This window comes from Streptomyces sp. NPDC029014 (genome assembly GCF_055564695.1).
The window spans coordinates 85,599-106,460 of the sequence record NZ_JBVHVT010000023.1 but is presented as its reverse complement, the minus strand read 5'-3'; the positions used below and the strand labels follow the sequence as shown (position 1 = coordinate 106,460).

General features: G+C 74.3%; 17 protein-coding genes. 10 read left to right on the top strand and 7 right to left on the bottom strand.

Features of this window, described 5'->3' with window-relative positions; all coding sequences use genetic code 11:
* Both ACZ4VL_RS15425 and ACZ4VL_RS15420 read left to right on the top strand, forming a co-directional pair.
* Nucleotides 1-1,102, top strand: a 1,102-nt coding sequence (locus ACZ4VL_RS15425; protein WP_468199858.1) for a LamG-like jellyroll fold domain-containing protein, incomplete at its 5' end; no start/stop codon positions are given.
* A 92-nt stretch (nucleotides 1,103-1,194) separates the two neighbouring features.
* Nucleotides 1,195-1,872, top strand: coding sequence for a hypothetical protein (locus ACZ4VL_RS15420; RefSeq protein WP_468199856.1), 678 nt, complete (start codon nucleotides 1,195-1,197; stop codon nucleotides 1,870-1,872).
* Between the two features lie 108 nt (nucleotides 1,873-1,980).
* Here ACZ4VL_RS15420 and ACZ4VL_RS15415 read toward each other — a convergent pair whose 3' ends face one another.
* Genes ACZ4VL_RS15415 through ACZ4VL_RS15400 form a run of 4 tightly spaced genes read right to left on the bottom strand, consistent with a single transcriptional unit; the run spans nucleotide 1,981 to nucleotide 5,770 of the window.
* A complete protein-coding gene (locus tag ACZ4VL_RS15415; protein WP_468199854.1) occupies nucleotides 1,981-3,393 on the bottom strand; it encodes a CoA transferase in 1,413 nt (470 codons plus the stop codon).
* A 31-nt stretch (nucleotides 3,394-3,424) separates the two neighbouring features.
* Nucleotides 3,425-4,075 (bottom strand): hypothetical protein, encoded by a 651-nt coding sequence (locus tag ACZ4VL_RS15410; RefSeq protein ID WP_468199852.1) that lies wholly within the window; start codon nucleotides 4,073-4,075, stop codon nucleotides 3,425-3,427.
* 40 nt (nucleotides 4,076-4,115) lie between these two features.
* Entirely contained in the window at nucleotides 4,116-5,234 is a 1,119-nt protein-coding gene (locus ACZ4VL_RS15405) for a glycosyltransferase (RefSeq protein WP_468199851.1), read from the bottom strand.
* Nucleotides 5,231-5,770: a WcaF family extracellular polysaccharide biosynthesis acetyltransferase gene (locus tag ACZ4VL_RS15400; protein ID WP_468199850.1), complete on the bottom strand. Its 540-nt coding sequence runs from the start codon at nucleotides 5,768-5,770 to the stop codon at nucleotides 5,231-5,233. The genes ACZ4VL_RS15405 and ACZ4VL_RS15400 overlap by 4 nt, the downstream gene beginning before the upstream one ends.
* Nucleotides 5,771-5,867: 97 nt before the next feature.
* Here ACZ4VL_RS15400 and ACZ4VL_RS15395 point away from each other — a divergent pair, with 97 nt between their 5' ends.
* The gene (locus ACZ4VL_RS15395) at nucleotides 5,868-7,397 is read left to right on the top strand and encodes a hypothetical protein (RefSeq protein ID WP_468199849.1); all 1,530 of its coding nucleotides are present in this window, start codon (nucleotides 5,868-5,870) and stop codon (nucleotides 7,395-7,397) included.
* Nucleotides 7,398-7,464: 67 nt separating this feature from the next.
* Here ACZ4VL_RS15395 and ACZ4VL_RS15390 read toward each other — a convergent pair whose 3' ends face one another.
* Complete coding sequence (locus ACZ4VL_RS15390; protein ID WP_468199847.1) at nucleotides 7,465-7,968, bottom strand: MarR family winged helix-turn-helix transcriptional regulator; 504 nt, start codon at nucleotides 7,966-7,968, stop codon at nucleotides 7,465-7,467.
* 71 nt (nucleotides 7,969-8,039) lie between these two features.
* On the opposite strand from ACZ4VL_RS15390, the gene ACZ4VL_RS15385 reads away from it, so the two are divergent.
* Both ACZ4VL_RS15385 and ACZ4VL_RS15380 read left to right on the top strand, forming a co-directional pair.
* A complete protein-coding gene (locus tag ACZ4VL_RS15385) occupies nucleotides 8,040-9,251 on the top strand; it encodes an MFS transporter (protein ID WP_468199846.1) in 1,212 nt (403 codons plus the stop codon).
* Between the two features lie 64 nt (nucleotides 9,252-9,315).
* On the top strand, nucleotides 9,316-10,038 hold the full coding sequence (locus tag ACZ4VL_RS15380) for a CDP-alcohol phosphatidyltransferase family protein (protein ID WP_468199844.1): 723 nt from the start codon (nucleotides 9,316-9,318) through the stop codon (nucleotides 10,036-10,038).
* On the opposite strand, the gene ACZ4VL_RS15375 is transcribed toward ACZ4VL_RS15380, so the two are convergent.
* The gene (locus tag ACZ4VL_RS15375; protein ID WP_468199843.1) at nucleotides 10,019-10,501 is read right to left on the bottom strand and encodes an FAD synthase family protein; all 483 of its coding nucleotides are present in this window, start codon (nucleotides 10,499-10,501) and stop codon (nucleotides 10,019-10,021) included. The two genes, ACZ4VL_RS15380 and ACZ4VL_RS15375, sit on opposite strands and share 20 nt — an antisense overlap.
* 172 nt (nucleotides 10,502-10,673) lie before the next feature.
* On the opposite strand from ACZ4VL_RS15375, the gene ACZ4VL_RS15370 reads away from it, so the two are divergent.
* From ACZ4VL_RS15370 to ACZ4VL_RS15360, 3 genes are read left to right on the top strand one after another with little or no spacing between them, the layout of a single operon-like run.
* Entirely contained in the window at nucleotides 10,674-11,879 is a 1,206-nt protein-coding gene (locus ACZ4VL_RS15370; RefSeq protein WP_468199868.1) for a glycosyltransferase, read from the top strand.
* Complete coding sequence (locus tag ACZ4VL_RS15365; protein WP_468199841.1) at nucleotides 11,876-13,618, top strand: lipopolysaccharide biosynthesis protein; 1,743 nt, start codon at nucleotides 11,876-11,878, stop codon at nucleotides 13,616-13,618. Before ACZ4VL_RS15370 ends, ACZ4VL_RS15365 begins: the two co-directional genes overlap by 4 nt.
* Nucleotides 13,615-14,832, top strand: coding sequence for an MATE family efflux transporter (locus ACZ4VL_RS15360; RefSeq protein ID WP_468199840.1), 1,218 nt, complete (start codon nucleotides 13,615-13,617; stop codon nucleotides 14,830-14,832). The genes ACZ4VL_RS15365 and ACZ4VL_RS15360 overlap by 4 nt, the downstream gene beginning before the upstream one ends.
* A gap of 58 nt (nucleotides 14,833-14,890) precedes the next feature.
* On the opposite strand, the gene glgX is transcribed toward ACZ4VL_RS15360, so the two are convergent.
* Complete coding sequence (gene glgX / locus ACZ4VL_RS15355) at nucleotides 14,891-17,170, bottom strand: glycogen debranching protein GlgX (protein WP_468199839.1); 2,280 nt, start codon at nucleotides 17,168-17,170, stop codon at nucleotides 14,891-14,893.
* A gap of 180 nt (nucleotides 17,171-17,350) precedes the next feature.
* Between glgX and ACZ4VL_RS15350 the strand changes: the two genes are divergently transcribed.
* Entirely contained in the window at nucleotides 17,351-18,571 is a 1,221-nt protein-coding gene (locus tag ACZ4VL_RS15350) for a L,D-transpeptidase (protein ID WP_468199866.1), read from the top strand.
* A gap of 216 nt (nucleotides 18,572-18,787) precedes the next feature.
* Nucleotides 18,788-20,824 carry a choice-of-anchor A family protein gene (locus tag ACZ4VL_RS15345; protein ID WP_468199838.1) on the top strand — a complete coding sequence of 679 codons (2,037 nt, stop codon included), beginning with the start codon at nucleotides 18,788-18,790 and terminating at the stop codon, nucleotides 20,822-20,824.
* Nucleotides 20,825-20,862: the final 38 nt, after the last annotated feature.

Sequence of the window (20,862 nt, the reverse complement as noted above, 5' to 3'; positions counted from 1 at the left end):
CAACACCAGCGGCGTCCAGGTCAACGCCCCGGCCCTGCGCCAGACGCCGGGCGCGACCAGCGGCGCGAGCACCGCGATGGGCTTCAACGGCACCAGCCAGCTGGTCCACAGCGACCGCCGCCAGACCGTGTCGAGCGCCTTCACCATCGAGACCTGGTTCAAGACGAACAGCACGCGCGGCGGCAAGCTCGTCGGCTTCGGCAACAACACCACGCGCAGCAGCGGTACGTTCGACAAGCACATCTACATGACCAACACCGGCCGCCTGGCGTTCGGCGTGTACAGCGGCTCGTCGAAGACCATCACCACCGGCCTGTTCGACACGTACAACGACAACAAGTGGCACCACGTGGTCGCCACCCAGGGCCCGTCCGGCATGGCCCTGTACGTCGACGGCCAGAACAAGGGCACCCTGAACGTCACGGACTCCCTCTCGTACGCGGGCTACTGGCACGTGGGCGGCGACAACCTGTCCGGCTGGCCGAACCGCCCCACGAGCAACTTCTTCGCCGGCCAGATCGACGAGACGGCCGTCTACCCGAAGGCGCTCACCGAGGCCCAGGTCAAGAACCACTTCGACCTGGCGAAGGCCCCGTCCGACACGGTCTCCAAGGTCACCGCGACCGAGGACACCTACGTCAACCAGGGCGCCCCGAGCGCCGCCAACGGCGCCGCCACCTCGCTGGCCGTCCGCGGCAACCCGCTGTACCAGACCTACCTGCGCTTCAACGTGCCGGCCGCGCCGGCCGGGCAGGTCCTGAAGTCCGCCGTCCTCCAGGTCAAGACCTCGACCCAGGCCGGAGCCGGCACCGCCGACACCGTCTCCGTGGTCCCGGTCACCGGCACCTGGAGCGGCGACACCACCTCGTACACCACCAGGCCCGCCGTGGGCACCACCCCGCTGGGCACCTTCGCCGCCATCCCGGACGGCTCGGCCCTGCAGAGCGCCACGCTGGACACCGCCGCCGTCACCTCGGCGCTCGGCACCAGCTACGGCGTGGCGCTGACCAGCACGGGCACCGACCCGTTGTGGCTGTGGTCCAAGGAGTCGACCGCCGCGGACGCCGCTCCGCAGCTGATCCTCACCTTCGGCCCGAAGTAACCGCACGGGGGAGCGCGGGGTCCGGCCGTCGACGCCGGGCCCCGCGCTCGCTCTGTCTCCCCGAACGACCGGCAAGTACAGGAGCCCTCCTGATGTACCGACGCTCCGCCGCGGCTGCTGTTCTGCTGGCCGCAGCCCTGACCCTGACCGCCTGCAGCTCCGGCGGCGACGGCGGGTCCGCCGAGGCGGCCAAGCCCAAGCCGCCGGCCGCCTCGTCGGTCCCGGACCCGGCGGATGCCACCGGCACGCCCCCGTCGCCCGGGGCGAAGCCGACGGGTCCCGTCCTCCCGGACGCGAAGCTCACCCCGAAGACGGGCAGCTTCACGGACAAGGAGAAGACGTACCTCAGCGGTCGGGTGCCGGAGAAGATGGACCCGGCAGCCTTCCTCCAGACCGGGCAGGAGTCCTGCCAGCGGGTGGCGCGCACCGCCAAGCGCGACAAGGACGCGGCGACCGGAGCCGTCATCGCCGGCGAGGTCCCCGACGCGACGAACGCCATCACCCACCTGTGCCCTGAGCAGAAGCCGATCCTGGCCGCCGCCGAGAAGGGCTTCCCGGACGGCACCCGCCCGGCGCCCGCACAGGGCACCTACCGGGCGCTGACCACCCAGGGCGCCGCCTGCACCTGGCAGGTCAAGGGCAAGGACGGTGCGGTGGTGGCCTCCGGCCCGGAGACCGCCCCGAAGCCGGGAGACAAGATCACGGCCTCGGTCCCGGCGGGCGCGGCGGAGTTCACCTCCACCGGCTGCTACGCCTGGATCCCCGCGTAACCCCGCACCACCACCAGCGCCCCCGCGGACCCGGAGCACCGGACCCGCGGGGGCGCGGTCGTGTCCGGTCGTGCGCGGCCCGGGCAGCCCGCCGCCGGGACCCGGCCGCTACGGCAGGTCGCCGGCCGGGAGCCAGCGGGCCGGGTCCGTTCCCCAGCGCGAGGGGCCCGCGGGCCAGTCGCCCGGACCCGCGGCCAGCGGCGGCGCCGCGTACCGCAGCCTGCCGTACGCCGACGGGGTCTCCCGCAGCCAGGGCTCGGGCCCGGGCGCCCCGGGTCCGTACGCCGCCGGCCCGGTGTCGGCGGGCGCGGGCCCGACCGGGGTGGCCGGCTGCCGCGGCACCTCCCGGACCAGCCAGGAGGCCGTCCCGGCCAGCGAGAACCGCAGCACCCGCCCGCCGCCCTCCGCCAGCGCGCGCAGCACCCCGGCGGCCAGCAGGTACCCCGTCCCGTGGTCCAGCGCCTGTGCGGGCAGCACCCCCGGCGCCCCGTCGGGGCCCGCCTCGGCCGCGGCGATCCCGTACCCCGCCTGGACCAGCGAGTCGAAGCCCCGGCGCCCCGCCCACGGGCCGTGCCACCCCCAGGCGCACACCTGGGCCACCACCAGCCCCGGCCGGCGCGCCGCCAGTTCCCCGGCGGCCAGGCCGTACCGGTCGAGGGCCCCGGGCCGGTACCCCGCGACCACCACGTCGGCCTCCGCCAGCAGTTCCCCGAAGACCTCCCGGTCCGCCCGGTCGGCGAGGTCCAGGCGGGCCGACCGCTTCCCGAAGCCGGTGTCGGCGTGGGCGTCGTCCGCCTCGGGCATCCCGGGCGGGTCGATCCGCAGCACGTCGGCGCCGAGCAGCCCGAGCGTGCGGGTGGCCACCGGCCCGGCGATCACCCGGGTCAGGTCGAGCACCCGCACCCCGGAGGCGGGCAGCCGGCCGGCCCCGAGCTCCCGCCCGCGCCCACCGGTCCCCTGCACCTCCACCAGCGGTTGCGGCGCCCCGAACCCCTGGGTCACGGCCACCGCCAGCCCGCCCGCCGCGTACACGGCCTCCTGCACCTCGACGGCCCTCCGCCCGGCCAGCTCCGCCCGCAGCCGCTCCGGAGTCAGCCCGCCGGACCCGGAGCCGGAGCCGAGGACGCGTTCCAGTGCGGCCCGGTGGTGCGGATAGTTGGCGTGCGTGCGCAGCCATCCGTCGGCGGCGCGCCAGAACCCGGACAGCGGCGCGAAGGACACCGGGGCCCGCCCGTCGACCCGAAGGTGCCGCTCACTCGTGAACGCCGTCGACACCGCCCCCTCGTCGACCACCAGGCCGGGCAGGTCCGCCACCGCCCTTCCCGCCCGTACGGCCGCCAGCTCGGCCGCGGCCAGCGAGCACACCCCCACGCTCGCCCGCGCCAGTTCGCGCACCGGCAGCCGGGCCGCGCCCAGAGCCCCGGCGCCCCGGTACCCCACCCGCCCGCTCAGCCCGGGTGCACCGCCGAGCGCCGTCCATGCCTGCCGGGTCGCCGGGTCCCCGCCCTCATCGATGATCATCCGCCCATTGTCGGGGGCGGGGAGCCGGCTGTCAGCTGTAGCCGATGGCGCAGCCGCGGCGCAGCGCGTGCTCCGCCGCCCCCAGGTACAGCGCGGTGAAGTAGGCCGCGTCCAGCTGTTCCAGCCAGGGGCCGGCACCGTCCGCGGCGGCCCTCCGCACGTCCAGGTCGGCGAACCAGCCCGTCAGCGCGAGGTTCCCGCCGTCCCGCGGCACGCTCTCCGGCAGCCCCAGCACCCCGGCCAGCCGCCGGCCCGCCTCGGCGGCGCGGTGCGCACTGCGGACCCGGGCCCCGTCGCCCCCCAGCTCCGCCGAGACCGGCAGTTCGATGACGCCGGGGAAGTCCACCGGCACCAGCACGTCCCAGTCGAGCAGGGCCTCCTCGCACCGCCATGCGGCGGGCTGCGCCCGGCACAACGCCTCCAGGCCGTCGTACGGCCGGTTCACCTTCTCCTCGAACCGGTCGGGCGGGCCCGCGGGCCGCCCCGCACGGTTCCGCCGGCCGAACAGGCCCGGCAGCCCGGCACGTTCCGGCACGGGTTCCGGCTCCGGTGCTGCGGCCGCCGGAGTGAAGGCTCCCAGCCCCCGCCGCGCCAACTCCGCGTCGAGGGCGGCGCCGAGGGGCCCGTAGACCTCCCCGTCCACCCAGTCGGCCGCTGCCACGTCCACCACGTAGATCCCCATGGGCCCAGGCTAGGACGGGCCACCGACAACGGCCGGCGGTTCAGCGGCGCAGCGCGGCCCCGTAGACGGGCAGCAGGGTGTCGAGGACCGCGTCCATGGAGAAGGACCCCGCGGCCAGGCTCCGTGCCGCCCGGGAGGCGGCCGCGTTCGCCGCCGGGTCCAACAGGGACAGCACCGCCGCGGCCACGCCCGCCGGGCCCGGCTCGACCGCGAGACCGGCTCCGGCCGCCGCGACGTCCTTGGCCAGCCCGTTGGAGTGGGTCACCACGCTCGGGACGCCCACCGCGAGGGCCTCCAGCACCGACATCGGGAACGGCTCGTCCACCGAAGGCAGCACGTACACGTGGGCCCGCCGCAGCTCCGCCTGCACCTCGGCACCCGACAGCGCCCCCGGCACGGTGAACCGGTCCGACAGGCCCAGCTCCGCGATCCGGGCGAGGACCGCGGCGCGCTCGCCCTCGTCGGGACCCGCGACCACGAACTCCGCGTCCGGGTGCGCGGCCAGGACGGCCGGGGCGGCGTCGACGAAGTCCACCGGCCGCTTGCGGGCCTGGAGGCGGGCCGAGTACAGGACGCGCGGCGGCCCGCTCGGAGCCGGGCGGGCGTCCTGCGCCGGGGTGCCGTTGACCAGCCGGACCGCACCGGGCAGCGGCCCGCCCACGACCGCGTCGAGCCCCTCGCGCTCGTACGGGGTGAGGTACAGCACCGCGTCGGCGCCGCGCAGCACCCGGCGCACGGCCAGCGCGTCCAGCACCTTGGCGAGGAGCCGGCCGCTCGGGTCCACCATGCCGTGGGTCTGCAGGACCAGGGGCCGCCCGGCGCGCAGCGCGGCCAGGGCCACCGGCAGGGTGACCAGGTCCCGGGCCAGGTGGACGTGGACCAGGTCGGCGTCGCGCACGAGGCGCCCGGCCGAGGCCAGCAGGGCCGGCGAGGTGATGCCGCTGAAGCCGAGCGGCAGCAGCCGGCGGGCCGGGAACAGCCGCGCGGGGACGCCCTCGACCGCGGTGGGCCAGGGGTCGCCGAAGCCCTCGCCGAGGGCCACCAGACCGGCTTCGTGGCCGCGGGCCCGCAGCCCCCGGGCGAGGTTGAGCGCGACCCGCACCGGCCCGCCGAAGGCGTGCGACGGGGAATGCAGCGTAACGGCGTGCAGGACTCTCACTTGGGCTCCTCCACCGGGCGGCGCCGCCCGTCCGAGGTCTGCAGGGTCAGCGCGGGGAGGTCCTGGTGGACCACCGATCCGGCGCCCGCCACCGCGCAGCGGCCGACGGTGACCCCGGCGAGCACGGTCGCCCGTACCGCCACCCAGGCGCCGTCCTCGACGGTGACGGGCGCGTTGCGGTAGCGGAAGTCGGTGGCGCGGTGGTCGTGGGAGCCCGTGCACAGCATGGCCTCCTGCGAGACGCACACGTTCGACCCGATGGTGACCGGCTCCAGGTTGAGCAGCCAGGCCCCCTCGCCGATCCAGGTGTGGTCGCCGACGGTGAGCTTCCACGGCCACAACACGCGCACCCGGTGGCGGATGAGGACGCCCTCGCCGATCCGCGCGCCGAACGCGCGCAGCAGGGCCACCCGCAGCCGGGCGGGGCAGAACCACGCCATGAACAGCGTGTTCATCACGGCGAACCAGAGCGCCTGGGTCAGCAGCCCGCGCCCCTTGTCGTACCCGGCCAGCGTGAAGGAAGGAAGATCACGCAACGCTTGCCCCTCGTCGTTCCACCCCGGCCGCGCCTCCCCGGCGCGGCCCGCTCAGACTAGACTGCGCGCGGACCAGGCACATGGGGTGGGGGCAGCAGTGGCAACGGAGACGCGCAACCCCCTCCTCGCGGCGTTCCGGCCGGAGGCGCGCAACCCCTTCGACGAGGCCGACGCGAACCGTTGGGGCCGCATCACCAGCCCCCGGACGCTGCTCTCCCGCGCGCTGTCCGTCCCGCTCATCCTCGGCTTCACCGTCTTCCTGCCGCTGTTCGTCGCCAGCCAGCCCGGCGACGGTCAGCGCGACGCGGCCTTCTGGCTCCAACTCCTGCTCACCATGTACGCGGGCGCCCGACTTTCGGCGATGGTGCTGACCAGCCGCCGCAAGCTGCTCCAGGGCTCCTTCTGGCTGTTCGTGTACATGGCGATGGGGGTGGCCCCCCTGGCCCAGGCGGTCCTGGGCCGGGTACCGACCCCGGTGGTCGGCCCCCGCTCCGACCTCACCCTGGCCATCGGTCTGGTCCTGCTCGGCTGCACCGCGTTCGACGTCGGCGTCCTGCTGGCCCGTCACCGGCCCGCGGGGCGGGCGGGCGGCTCCCGCAAGGAGCGCCGCACCGTGATGGCGCACCGGCGCCGCCTCCAACTGCTCACCGTGCTGGCCTTCTTGTGCAGCGGCGCCTTCATCCTCAAGCTCGGCGGCCCGGCGGTGTTCTTCTCCAGCCGACAGGAGATCATCGCGGGCATCGAGGAGGCGGGCGTCTCCAACGGCGACGGTCAGGCCGGCCAGGCGTTCCTGCGCGGCTTCGGGACCGTGCCGGCGCTGCTCGCCCTGTTGCTGTACACGCGCTGGCTGATCACCTCGCAGTACGCCCGCCGGAAGGTCTCGATCATCGTGACCTGGGGGGCGCTGTGCGTGCTGAACCTGGTCGTCAACAACCCGATCTCGAACCCCCGCTACTGGTTCCTGACCGTCATGTTCGCGCTGCTCTTCACCGTCTTCCCGGTGAGCGCCGCGATGTACCGGGTCGCCCTGTCGATGGCGGTGGTGGTGGCGCTGCTCGTCTTCCCCTTCGCGGACCGCTTCCGGTACGACGAGAAGAACTACAAGCCGGTCGAGACCACCTCGTTCCTGGAGCCGATGGCCCTCAAGGACTACGACCAGATCGGCATGTTCGCCAACACGATCACCTTCTCCGAGTCCGGGCCCGGCCACTTCTACGGCCAGCAGCTCGCGGGGTCGGTGTTCTTCGCGGTGCCGCGCTCGGTCTGGCCGGGCAAGCCGCGGGACACCGGCGTGATGGTCGGCCAGTGGATGGGTACGGTCAACACGAACCTCTCCTCCCCGATCTGGGCGGAGCTGTGGCTCGACTTCGGCCCCCTCGGCATGGGCGCCGGGCTGCTGGGCATGGGGTACGCGGCCGCGCGCGTGGACCGGCGCTACGCGAAGCGGGCCACCCGCCGGGCGCCCTCGGGGAGCCTGATCTCGGTGGTCGTCCCGCTGGTCGCCGGGTACTCGTTCATCCTGCTGCGCGGGCCGCTGCTGCAGGCTTCGGGCCGGGTGGCGATCGCGGGGCTGTGCCTGGCGCTCGTGGCGACGTACCGCTCGGACAAGTCCACCACCCTGCGCTGAGCGGCGGGCCCACGGGAGGGCGGGCCGGTCGGGCGGGGGGCCGTACGCCGGTCGGGCGGTGGGCGCTCTACTTCGCCTCGACGTGCAGCAGCATCCGCTTCAGGAGCGCGGAGAGGGCGGCGCGTTCCGCGTCGTCCAGCGGCTCGATCATCTCCGCCTCGGCGATGCCCCGCCAGCGCATGGCCTCGCGCCACCGCCGGTGTCCGGCGTCGGTCAGCTCGACGTCGACCCGGCGGCGGTCGCCCGTGGCCCGCACCCGGCGGATCAGCCCGGACCGTTCCAGGCTGTCGAGGCGGCCGGTCATCCCGGCGGGGGAGAGCAGGAGTTCGGCGGCGAGCTCGGCGGAGGGGGCCCGCCAGGGCTCGCCGCGGGAGGCGAGCCGGTGCATGGTCTCGAACTCGAACTCCTGCAGGCCGGTCTCGGCCAGGGCCCGCTCCTTGCCGTACTTGACGTGCTTGGCCAGCAGCTGGATCCGGGTGATGACCTCTTCGGTGGGCACGTCGAAGGGCACTTTGCCGCTCCACCGGGCGATGTGGCGGTCGACTGAGTCCTCGGAGTCCACTGCGTCCATGCCGGAAGTATCGCACCCCCGCCCATGTATTTCGTTGACGAATAATTCGCCGACGAAATACTCTCGCCCCCATGACCTCGCCGATCACGCGGCGGCTCCTCACCGGCCGTACCGCCGCGGCCCTCGCCACCGCCCTCATCCCCACCACCCTCACCCTGGCCGTCGTACCGACCGGTTCGGCCGGGGACCTCGGCATCGTGCTCGCCAGCGAGCTGCTGCCGATGCTGCTCCTGCTGCCCGTCGCCGGCGTCGTCGCCGACCGCCACCCCGCCCGGCGGGTCGTGCTCGCCGCCGACCTGGTCCGCGCCGCCGCCCAGGCGGCCACCGGGCTCCTGCTGCTGGCCGGCCCCGTCCGGATCGGCTGGCTCGCCGCGCTCGCCGCCGTCACCGGCGTCGGCGTCGCCTTCGGCAACCCCTCCGTCCGCACCCTCGTCGCCGCCGTCGTCCCGGCCGCGGACCGGCTGCGCGTCAACTCCCGGCTGGCGGTGGCCGGCGGGCTCGCCCAGATCGCCGGGCCCGCCGCGGCCGGCGGCATGATGCTGACCCTCGGCGCCGGCTGGTCCTCCCTGCTCACCGCCGCCCTGTTCGCCGCCTCCGCGCTCACCCTCGGCGGACTGCGCCCGGCCGCCGCTCCTGCCGCCTCTCCCGCCGGCCGGGCCGGCTTCGCCGCCGAACTGCGGGGCGGCTGGGCCGAGGCCCGGCGCCACCCCTGGTTCCTGGCCAACGTCCTCGCCCACGGGGTCTGGCACCTCGCGGCGGGGCTGCTGCTCACCCTCGGGCCGCTGATCGCCGTGGAGAGCCTGGGCGGCGCCGGCTCCTGGGTGGTCATCGCCCAGGCGGGCACGGCCGGGGTGCTCGCCGGGGTCTGGGCGGCCGGCCGGCTGCCGATCCGCAGTCCGCTGCACGGCGTGGCCGTCGGAGCCGCCGTGCAGGCCCTGCCGCTCGCCGCCCTCGCGCTGCGGCTGCCGACGGCGGTAACGGCTGCGGCCTACTGCCTCGCCATGTTCGGGCTGGGGGTGCTCAGCCCCCTGTGGGAGACCGAGTTGCAGCGCCGCATCCCGCTGGAGGCGCTGGGCCGGGTCGGCTCCTTCGACACCCTCATCTCGTTCGCCGCCCGCCCGCTGGGCCTGGCGGTGGCCGCCCCGCTGGCCGGGGTCACGGGGACCGCGGCGCCGCTGCTGGTCGCCGCCGTGCTGACCGCCGCCGCGAACCTCGGAGTACTGCTGCTTCCGGACATCCGCCGCCGGCCGGCGGAGCGGGAGTCCGAACTCGCCCTGCGATGATGTGGCCTTCGTACACACGTGCCTCACCCGTGCGCGTGTGCCGCCGCCGGGATCAGGGGTACGCATGTCACGTTTCGGAGCCGCGCTGCGGGAGCTGCGCGGGGCGCAGAAGTCGGCGAAGGGGGTCTCGCTCTACTCACGGTTCGTCAACCGGCCCGCGGGCCGGTACCTGGCGGCCACCTCCTACGTCCTCGGACTGACTCCGAACCAGGTGACGCTGGTCAGCGCCGCCTTCAGCTTCGCCGCCGTGGCCGCCGTGGCCCTGTCCGCGCCCTCGTGGGGGCTGGGGGTCGCCGTCTGGGCGGCCCTGGCCGTCGGTTTCGCCTTCGACTCCGCGGACGGGCAGCTCGCCCGGCTGCGGGGCGGGGGCAGTGCGGCCGGCGAATGGCTTGACCACGTCGTGGACTGCGCCAAGCTGACGGCACTGCACACCTGCGTGCTGATCGCCTTCTACCGCTTCCCCGAGGCGTACGGGACGGGCGGCGCGGGCTGGCTGCTGGTGCCGCTCGGCTTCCAGTTCGCCGCGGTCGTCACCTTCTTCGGCGGGCTGCTGACCGAGAAGCTCAAGCCCAAGCCGGCCCCCGGCAGCCCGGCCGCCGCTCCTTCGACGCTGCGCGCGGTGGCCCTGCTGCCCGTGGACTACGGGGTGTTCTGCCTGGTCTTCCTGCTGCTCGGCGGCGGGGGGTCGTTCCGCTGGGCCTACGCCGCACTGGGCGCCGTCGCGGTGTTGTTCCTGCTGGCGTTCCTCGCGAAGTGGTTCCGCGAGCTCAGCGCCGTTCCGCGGTGACGGAGTCCGCGGGCGGTTCGGCGAGCGCGTCCAGGGCCCGGCGCAGCTGGGTGCTGGACGTGTGCACCGTGTAGGGGAAGTACACGACGTCGACGCCGACGGCCGCGAAGTCCCGCTCCAGCTTGTCGCCCTTGGGGGTGCCCCGCCAGTCGTCGCCCTTGAAGAGCACGTCGAAGCGGACCTGCTTCCAGGTCTCCACCTTGTCCGGAACCGTCTCGACGAACGCGGCGTCCACGTACTTGACGCTGCGTACGATCTCCAGCCGCTCCACCAGCGGGATCATCGGGCGGCGCCCCTTGGCCCGCTCGGCCATCTCGTCGGAGACCACCCCGGCCACCAGGTAGTCGCACTGACTCCGGGCGTGGCGAAGGATGTTGAGGTGTCCGATGTGGAAGAGGTCGTATGCGCCCGGCGCGTAGCCCACTCGATACGGTCTGCGCGCGCCGGCGCCAAGTTCGGACATGTCCCGCTCCGTCATGAGTTACCCCCCAGCAACCACACCCCCCGGTGTGGTGGATTAGCAGACAATAGCGTGCACGTTCCGCGGCGTGCCGGTGAACGAATAGGGTGACGTGCGCATCATCCTGGGGAGAAGGGGACCTCACGTGTCCACATCCGGTCACCGGCGCCTGCTGCTGGTTTCCACCAATTACGCTCCCGAGCACGCGGGTATCGGTCCGTACGCCACCCAGATCGCGGAGCACTGGGCGGGTCTCGGCCACGAAACGCACGTCCTCGCCGGCATGCCGCACTACCCGTCGTGGTCGCTCGAACCGGAGTACAGGGGCGCGTTCCAGCGCACGGAACGGCGCGCGGGTGTCACTGTGCACCGGCGTGCGCACACGGTGCCCGCCGTGCAAACAGCCGTGAAGCGCGCCCTGTTCGAAGGATCGATTCTTCTCCACGGTGCCGCCGCCCCGCCCCGGATGCCCCGCCCGCACGCGGTCATGGCCCAGATGCCGAGCCTGGCCGGCGGCGTGCTCGCCGCCCGCCTCGCCGCCAAGTGGAAGGTCCCGTTCGTCCCGGTCGTCCAGGACCTGATGGGCGCCGCCGCCGCGCAGAGCGGCATCAGCGGCGGGGACAAGGCGGCCGCCCTCGCCGGGCGCGCCGAGGCCTACGCCCTGAAGCGGGCCACCCTCGTCGGCGTCATCCACGAGACCTTCGTCGACCGGGTCGTCGGCATGGGCGTGGACCCGAAGAAGATCCGCCTGGTGCCCAACTGGTCCCATGTGCCCCAGCCGACCAAGCCGCGCGGCGAGACCCGCCACCACCTCGGCTGGGCGCCCGACCAGACCGTCGTGCTGCACTCCGGCAACATGGGCCTCAAGCAGGGCCTGGAAGTCCTCGTCGGCGCGGCCCGGCTGGACCCGAACGTCCGGTTCGTGCTGATGGGCGACGGCAGCCAGCGTCCCGCCCTGGAGGCCCTGTCGGCCGACGTCCCGAACCTGGACATCATCCCCCCTGCCGCCGACGGAGAGTTCCCGGATATCCTCGCGGCGGCGGACGTACTCGCCGTCACACAGCATGCGGCCGTGCTCGACATGAGCGTGCCGTCCAAACTGACCTCCTACTTCCAGGCCGGCCGGCCCGTCGTCGCCTCCGTGGCGGCGGAGGGCGGCACCGCCCAGGAGGTGGAACGTTCGGGCGCAGGGGTGCTCGTACCGCCGGAGGACCCCGAGGCCCTGCTGAAGGCCGTACGGGTCCTGGCCGAGGACCCCGGGGGCGCGGACGCACTGGGGGCGGCCGGGCCCCGCCACGTGGCGGCCCACCTGAGCCGCGACGCGGGCCTGGCCCGCATCGACGCACTGATAGACGAAGCACTTGGGGGTCCGCAGTCGTGATCGAGACGAACCGCCCCGCAGCGGTCCCGGCCGAGGACGAACCCGACCTCCTCCGGGACCAGTTCCGCCAGCTCCTGCGCTACCGACGGCTCATCGGCGCGGGGTTGGGCATCGGACTGCTGGGCGGCGTCTACCTCGGCATCTCCACAGCCGACACGTACGTGGCGACCACCGACGTGGTGCTGCGCGCCCCCACCGACGACCCGTTCAACCCGAGCCTCGCCCCCGACAAGGCGATCAACATCGGCTCGGAGCGCCAGGTCGCGCTCTCCAGCTCCATCGCCAACGAGGCCGCCAAGAAGCTCGGCGTGACCGCCAAGGACTTCGCCGGGCTGCGCAGCGGCCTGCAGGTGACCAACCCGCCGCAGACCATGGTGCTGCGCTTCACCTACACCGCCTCCTCCCCGAAGGAGGCCGCGAAGCGCGCCAACGCGATGACCGACGCCTACCTGCTCAAGCGGCAGGAATCGCTCGACGTGACCCGCGACAAGATGGTCAAGGGCTACCAGGAGCAGCGCGACCCCGTCGCCAAGCAACTCGACGAACTCGTCAAGCAGATCAACGGCATGCCGTCCGGCCCGGCCCGCGACGCCGCGTACTCCTCCAAGACCGACCTGCAGGGCAAGGTCAACACCCTCAACAGCAACATCGCCAAGCTCCAGGCCCTGGACATGACCCCCGGCCGGGTCACCAGCGCAGCCACCCCGCCCAGCGACGGCGACGGGCCGGGCATCCCCATGTCCCTCGCCCTCGGCGCGGCCGTGGGCCTCGCGCTCGGCCTGCTCGCCGCCTGGGTCCGGCTCGTCTTCGACCCGGCGCCCCGCTCCGAGGGCGATGTCGCACGGGCCCTGCGCGCCCCCGTCCTCGGCTCCCTGCCGCGGGACAAGAGCGCCGGCGGGCCCCTGCTCGCGGCCGGCGAGGAGGACCCCCGCCTCGCGGAGGAGTTCCGCCAGGTGGCCTTCCGGCTCGCCTACGACTCCCGCTTCGCCGACCGGCGCCGCCTCCTCGTCGTCGCCCCGCGCGGCAGCAGCGAGATCGCCGCTGCCGTGGCCGTGAACCTGGCCGCCTCCTTCGCGGAGACCGGCAAGGACGTCCTGCTCATCGAAGCCGACCTGCGCACCCCGGTCCTGGCCAGCCAACTGCCCACCGACGCGGGCAGCCGGCCGCGCTGGAGCCAGCAGCCGGGCACCGCCGCCCAAGGCGACTCCGACTGGCCCGACGGACGCCAGCTCGTCGTCGACGCGGGCGAGTCCGGCGCCTTCGACCTGATCCCGGGCGACCGGGTCCGCAACGTGGCCCGCGCGCTCACCTCCCCGCGCGCCACCCGGCTGATCTCCGAGGCCGACTCCCCGAACTCCACGGTCGTCGTGCTCGCCCCGCCCGTCCTGTCGTACGCCGACGCCCTCGCCCTCGTCGACCGCGTCGACGGCGTCCTCGTCGTCTGCGACCCGCGCGCCGTGCACCGCAGCGACCTGTCCCGGATCCGCGAGCTGATCACCGGCGCCGGCGGCACCGTGCTCGGCGCCGTCGTGCACGCCCCGCTGCCGGTCGAGAAGCGGGGCCGCGGCGGCAAGTCCAAGGGCGGCTCCCCCGCCCCGGCCCCCGCCCCGGCGCCCGCGGCCCGGCCGCAGCCCCGACCGGAGCCGCTCACCCGGCAGTCGACCGGGCAGGACCAGCACATTCCGGGCGACGGGACCGACACCGTGGCCCTGCGCACCGTCCGCACGGGCAAGAGGTGAGCCGACGGGGCCTCGCCGCCGTCTCCTCCGTCCTGGACCAGGCCGCCTCCAGCGCCACCAACATCCTCGTGCTGGTGCTGGCGGCCCGGCTGTCCTCGGCGGCCGGCTTCGCCGACTTCTCGATGGTGTACGTGGCGTTCAGCGTGCTCCTCGGGCTGAACATGGCCTACGTCGGCCAGACCGTGGTGCTGGAGAAGGACGCCGGCCGGCTCGGCGCGGTGTGCCGCTCGGCGATCGGGTTCACCGCGGCCGCCGCGGCCGCCGCCGGGGCGGTGCTGGCCGCCGCCGGCCTGGTACTGCCCGGTTCCGTCGGGTGGGCCTTCCTCGCCCTCGGCCTGGTCCTGCCGCTGGTCCTCGTCCAGGACGGCCTGCGGTACTGCTTCTCCGCGCTGCGCACCCCCGAACGGGCCCTCGCCGCGGACGCGCTGCGCCTGGTGTGCGTCGTGGCCGCGCTGCTCGCCCAGCCCGAAGGGTCCTCGCCGGGGCGGCTGGTGCTGGTGTGGGGGCTCTCCGCGCTCCCCGCGCTGGGCCTCGGCCTGCTGCTGCTCCGCCCCTTCGTGCGCGGGGTGCGGGCGGACCTGCGCCCCTACCTGCGGCGCGGCCACCTCGGGCAGCGCTTCGTGGTGGAGTTCGCCGTCGGCAACGGCTCCAGCCAGCTCGCGGTGCTGGGCCTCGGCGTGTTCGCGACCCCGCTCGCGGTGGGCGCACTGCGCGGCGCCACCACCCTGTTCGGACCGCTGAACGTGCTGTTCAACTCGGCCAACGCGTTCGGACCGCCGGTCGTGGGCCGGGCTTCCGGCAAGCGGGGCGTGGTCCGGCTGACCCTGCTGACGGGTGCCTCGCTCGCGGTGCTCGGCGCCGGCTGGGCGGCCGTGCTGTACGCACTGCCCGACGGCGCGGGGCGCCAGCTGCTCGGCGACACCTGGGGGGCCGCGGCCGCGCTGCTGCCGGCGACCGGGGCCCAGTACGCGGTGATGGGGCTCGGCACCTGCGCCCTCCTCACCCTGCGGGTGCTCCGGCCGAAGGCCACGCTCTCCCTCCAGGTGGTGTTCTCCCTGCTGTCGGTGGCCCTCCTGCTCGGCGGGTACGCGGCCTTCGGCGTCGCCGGGGCGGCCTGGGGGCTGGCGGCGGGCTCCGCGCTCAAGGCCGCGGCCGGCTGGCTGCGGGTGGCCCGCCTGAAGACCCCCGCCGAGCCGCTGACCACTGCCGCCTGAACCCCTGCCGAGCCGCAGCCACCCCCGGGCCCGCGGTCCGCAGTGCCTCAGTAGTGCCTCAGTCCGCCACCCGCAGCAACAGCACCGACCGTGCCGGCACCGTGAGCGTCTGACCGCCGCGGTGCCGGCTGCCCGGCGGTACGGCCTGCTCCTCCCGCGCGGTGTCCAGCAGCAGCTCGTACTCCCGCGCCCACGGAGGCCCCGGCAGCACCCACGACAGCGGCCGGTCCCCGGCGTGCAGCAGCGCGAGGAAGCTGTCGTCGCCGACCTGCCGCCCCCGCTCGTCCCGCCCCGGGATGTCCCGCCCGGACAGGTACATGCCCAGGGCGGCGGTCGGCGCGTACCAGTCCCGCTCCGTCATCTCGACGCCCGCCGGGGTGAACCAGGCCAGGTCCCGCAGCCCGTCCGCGCCCTGCGCCCGGCCCGAGAAGAACGCCTTCCGGCGCAGCACCGGGTGTCGCCGGCGCAGCTCCACCAGCCGCTCGGTCAGCGTGCACAGCTCCTGCCAGGCCGGATCCTCCAGCAGCGACCAGTCCACCCAGCCCGTCTCGTTGTCCTGGCAGTACGCGTTGTTGTTGCCGCCCTGGGTCCGCCCGAACTCGTCGCCCGCCACCAGCATCGGCACCCCCGTGGACAGCAGCAGCGTCGTCAGCAGGTTGCGCAGCTGCCGCCGCCGCAGCCGGCGGATCCGGGCGTCGTGCGTCTCGCCCTCCGCACCGCAGTTCCACGAGCGGTTGTCGTTGGTGCCGTCCCGGCCCGCCTCGCCGTTCGCCTCGTTGTGCTTGCGCTCGTACGACACCAGGTCGCGCAGGGTGAAACCGTCGTGGGCGGTCACGAAGTTCACCGAGGCGTACGGCCGCCGCCCGCCCCACGCGTACAGGTCGCTCGACCCCGACAGCCGGTACCCCAGGTCCCGTACGTCGGGCAGCGCGCCCCGCCAGAAGTCCCGCACGGCATCCCGGTAGCGGTCGTTCCACTCCGTCCACAGCGGTGGGAAGGCCCCCACCTGGTAGCCGCCCGAGCCCACGTCCCACGGCTCGGCGATCAGCTTCACCCGCCGCAGGACCGGGTCCTGGGCGATCACCGCGAGGAACGGCGAGAGCATGTCCACGTCGTGCATCGACCGGGCCAGCGCCGCCGCCAGATCGAAGCGGAAGCCGTCCACGCCCATCTCCGTGACCCAGTAGCGCAGCGAGTCCGTGATCAGGCGCAGGACGTGGGGGCGGCCCGCGTGCAGGGTGTTCCCGCAGCCGGTGTAGTCGGCGTAGCGGCGCTGGTCGGACTGGAGCCGGTAGTAGCCGCGGTTGTCGATGCCGCGCAGCGACAGGGTCGGGCCCAGCTCCCCGGCCTCCGCCGTGTGGTTGTAGACCACGTCGAGGATGACCTCGATCCCCGCCGCGTGCAGCGCCCGCACCATCCGCTTGAACTCGCCGACCTGCTGCCCGGCCGTGCCGGACGAGGAGTACCCGGCGTGCGGGGCGAAGTAGCCGATCGAGTTGTAGCCCCAGTAGTTGCGCAGCCCCCGGCGCAGCAGGTGGTCCTCGTGCGCGAACTGGTGCACGGGCAGCAGCTCCACCGCGGTCACCCCGAGCCTGGTCAGGTGTTCGATCGCCGCGGGATGGGCCAGGCCCGCGTACGTGCCGCGCAGCTCCGGCGGGACGTCCGGGTGGGTCATGGTGAAGCCGCGCACGTGCAGCTCGTAGATGACCGAGTCGGCCCACGGGGTCTTCGGCCGGACGTCGTCCGACCAGTCGTCGTCATCGTGGACCACCACCCCCTTGGGCACGTACGGCGCCGAGTCCCGGTCGTCGCGCACGGTGTCCGCGATGTACTGCTGCGGCCAGTCCCGGACGTGCCCGTACACCTCCGGCGGCAGCGCGCCGTAGTCGTTCCCCGCGCCGCCGTCGACGGCCCGCGCGTACGGGTCCAGCAGCAGCTTCGCCGGATTGAACCGGGCGCCCGTCCACGGGTCCCAGCGGCCGTGCACCCGGAAGCCGTACCGCTGCCCGGGCCGCACCCCCGGCAGGAAGCCGTGCCAGATCTCGTGCGTCAGCTCGGTCAGCGCGCACCGGGTCTCGGCCCCGTCGGCGTCGAACAGGCACACCTCCACGGCCTCCGCGCCCTGCGCCCACAGCGCGAAGTTGGTGCCGGCCTTCCCGTCCGGTCCGGCCCGGAACCGCGCCCCCAACGGGTGCGAGGACCCCGGCCACACCGGGGGGCCCTCGGGCGGCGCGGCCCGCCGCCCCGGCTCCCGGCCCTGCGCGACGACGACGACCGGGGCCTCGACTGCCCCCACGGCGGCGGCATCCACCGCCTCTTGCTCGGCTGCGCTCGACACTGCCCGCCTCCACGGCTCCTGGGTACCGGCGGGGGCAGGGCTGTGCGGCCCGGGCGTCCCGGCCCGGTCCCGCCCCCGTCTGGTCCTTCCCACTGTTCTGCCCGGACAGTTCCCCCCGGAACGTGGCCCGTGGCCACGTTTCCCCCGGGAGGCCCGGTCGTTGGAGGGTTCGTGAGACTTGTGACGAGGCGGGCGGGGGCGGGCTGGGCCGCCCTCGCGGCGTGGACGTGCGTGCTGGGCGGCCTGGCCGGATGCACCGGGGAGGGCCGCTCACCGGTCGAGATCCAGCTGCCCGGTAAACCCCGGTCGGCGGAGGAGGCCATTCGGATCACTCCGGAGGACAACGCCAAGGGGGTGTCGGCCGACGGCCCGCTGACCGTGAGGGTGCCCGAAGGGCGCCTGGAGCGGGTCGTGGTCACCAAGGTGGAGGACGCCCAGGAGGAGCGGGTCCCCGGCAGCATCGCCCCCGACGGCCTGAGCTGGAGCCCCGACCCGAGGGCCGGGAAGCTCGCCCTCGCCGCCAAGTACACCGTCGACGCGGTCGCCCGCGACGGTCACGACCGCCGCCAGGCCCGGCACACCACGTTCACCACCTACGTCCCCGGGGAGCGGTTCATCGGCTACTTCAAGCCCGAGAACCGCTCCACCGTCGGCGTCGGCATGATCGTCTCGTTCAACTTCAGCCGGCCCATCGAGAACCGGGCCGAGGTGGAGCGGGCCATCACCGTCACCGCCGACCCGGCCGTCGAGGTCGTCGGCCACTGGTTCGGCCGCGACCGCCTCGACTTCCGGCCCCAGCACTACTGGAAGCCGGGGACCGAGGTCTCCGTCCGGATGCGGCTGCGCGACGTCCAGGGCGCCCCCGGCGCGTACGGCGTCCAGGACAAGACCGTCTCGTTCACCGTGGGCCGCTCCCAGGTCTCCACCGTGGACGCGGCCGCGCACACCATGGTGGTCCGGCGCGAGGGGCAGGTCCTGTCCACGGTCCCGATCACCGCGGGCTCGCCCGAGAACACCACCTACAACGGGAAGATGGTGGTGACCGAGATGTACGACGTCACCCGCATGAACGGCCAGACCGTCGGCTTCGGCGGCGAGTACGACATCCCCGACGTCCCGCACGCCCTGCGGCTGACCACGTCCGGGACCTTCCTGCACGGCAACTACTGGGCCAGCCCCGACACCTTCGGTGCCACCAACGTCAGCCACGGCTGCATCGGGCTCCGCGACGACAAGGGCGGCGGGTCGGACACACCCGCCGGCTGGTTCTTCGACCGGACCCTGATCGGGGACGTGGTGGAGGTCGTCAACTCGACGGACAAGACGGTCGCCCCGAACAACGGACTGGGCGGCTGGAACATGTCCTGGGCCGACTGGGTGGCCGGCTCCGCCATCGCCTGACCCGGCTCGGCCCGCACCCCCGCACGGCGCCGCCGCACGGCATCCACGCACGGTGCCATCCAGGCCCGGCGCCGCCGCACCGGCGCCCGGCGCTGCCCGCACGGGTGATCCGTGTGATCGGAATGCCGTAGCGGGGGAGTGTCCCCGCGCGCCCCGCACGCCTCCTGCCCCCAGCCTGTCAGGGCACATCAGCGCAGGCGACGGAGACGGAGCGTCATGGCAGCAAGGAACTGGGCCCTCGGGCTCGCGATCGGAGCCGTCCTGGCCGCGGGGGTGCCCGCCACCGCGCTCGCGGCCGGTCCCGCCGCGGCGGCCGGTCCCGGCACCACTGCTCCGGCCGCGGCAGCCCTCAGGGCACCGCTGCCCGGGGGCCTCGGCCCCTGCGTCGGCAGCGCCTGCCCCGACCCGTACCCGCCGATCGGCAGCGACGGGGTCTTCAAGGGCCGGGACGACGGCATCAACGTCTTCGTCGGCGGCGACTTCCTCGTCCGTGGACGCGCCTCCGAGGCCGAGGGCCGGATCGTCGTCCTCGGCAGCTTCGACCAGGACAAGGCCGCCGGCTTGGACAGCCGCTACAACGTGGGCGTCGTCGGCGCCGGATCCCTCGTCCCGCCCCCCGCCGGCGCGGACTTCCTCACCACCGGCGGCAACGTCACCCTGGCCGACGGCGAGCGCCTGCTCGCCGACACCGGCGTCGTCCGCCACGCGGGCACCCTCACCGGCGTCGTCAGCGGCACCCGCGTCCGGGACACCGCGGCCGTCCGCCCGTACGCCGGCCTGCGCGACCGGCTCACCGCAGCCAGCCGCTGCTACGCCCGGCCGGACGGCCGGAACCTGCGACCGGCCACCGGGACCGTCGCCAACAACGGCCACGAGACCCTCTTCACCGGCGACGACACCTCGCCCCTCCAGGTCTTCAACGTCGACGCCGACCTGACGGGCAGCACCGGCGCCCAGCAGGGCGTCCGCTTCACCCGGATCCCGGCCGGGGCCACCGTCCTGGTCAACGTCCTCGGCACCACCCGCACCGTCAACACCTACAGCGGCGGCATCGCCGACACCGACCCGCTCAACGCGTACCGCGGACGGCTGCTGTGGAACTTCCCGGACGCCACGACGGTGAACCTGACCGGTACGGGCCAGTTCCAGGGCAGTTTCCTGATGGGCCAGCAGTCCTCGACGACCACGGTCACCCTCCCCGGCATCAACGGCCGCTTCTTCACCACCGGCTCCGTCACGCACACCAGCTCCCGGAGCGGGGGCGGCGGCCAGGAGTTCCACGCGTACCCCTTCAACGGGGACCTGCCCGCATGCGACGAGCCGGTCCCGGTCACCGGCAGGGTCGCCGTCCGCAAGGTCGACGGCCCCCGCGGCACCTTCCTCTCCGGGGCGACCTTCCAGCTGTGGCGGGAGGCGAACGGCGTCGCGGGCCTCCAGGTCGACGGCACCGCCCGCGACGAGCTCGTCCGCGGCTCCTGCGTGACCGACGCCGAGGGCCTCTGCGAGGGGGTGGTCCCGGTCGGCACGTACCACTGGCGCGAGACCGTGCCCCCGAACGGCTACGAGCTGCCCGAGCAGCCCGTGGCCACCGTCGTCCTCACCGAGCAGAACGCCGCCGCCGGGGTCACCGTGACCGTGCCCAACGACCAGGAGGTGAGCGGGCACCGGATCCGGCTGCTGAAGAAGGACCGCAAGAGCGGGCAGCCGCTGCGCGGTGTCGTGTTCGAGCTCTGGCGCGAGACGAACGGCACCGAGGGCCTGCAGACCAAGGGCGGCACCGCGGACCTCCTCGCCCACCCGGGCTGCGCGACGGACACCGAGGGCACCTGCGACTTCGAGGGGCTGGAGGAAGGCTCGTACTACCTGAGGGAGACGGCCGCGCCCGAGGACTACGCCCTCCCGCCGAACCGGGTCACCGGGCCGCTGCGGCTGGACGCGAACACCCCCGGCGGGACGCTGGAGGTGACGCTGCACAACGACCGCGACCACCAGGGCAAGGACGAGGACGGCGACAAGGACAAGGACAAGGACAAGGGGGAGAAGGGCAAGGACAAGGGGGAGAAGGGCAGGGACGAGGAGCACCCCGTCAAGGACGAGCCCGAGCACGAGGACGAGGCGAAGGAGCACCCGGGCAAGGAGGACGCGGACGGCGGCGAGGACGAGGGCGGGGAGCAGCCGGCCGGCAGGGAGTGGGACGGGGTCCAGGGCGGACTGCCCGGCCTGGACGTTCCGGAGCTCGGGTGGCCCCACTGACCGCGCCGGCGCGCCGTACCACGCTTCTTGGGACGGAA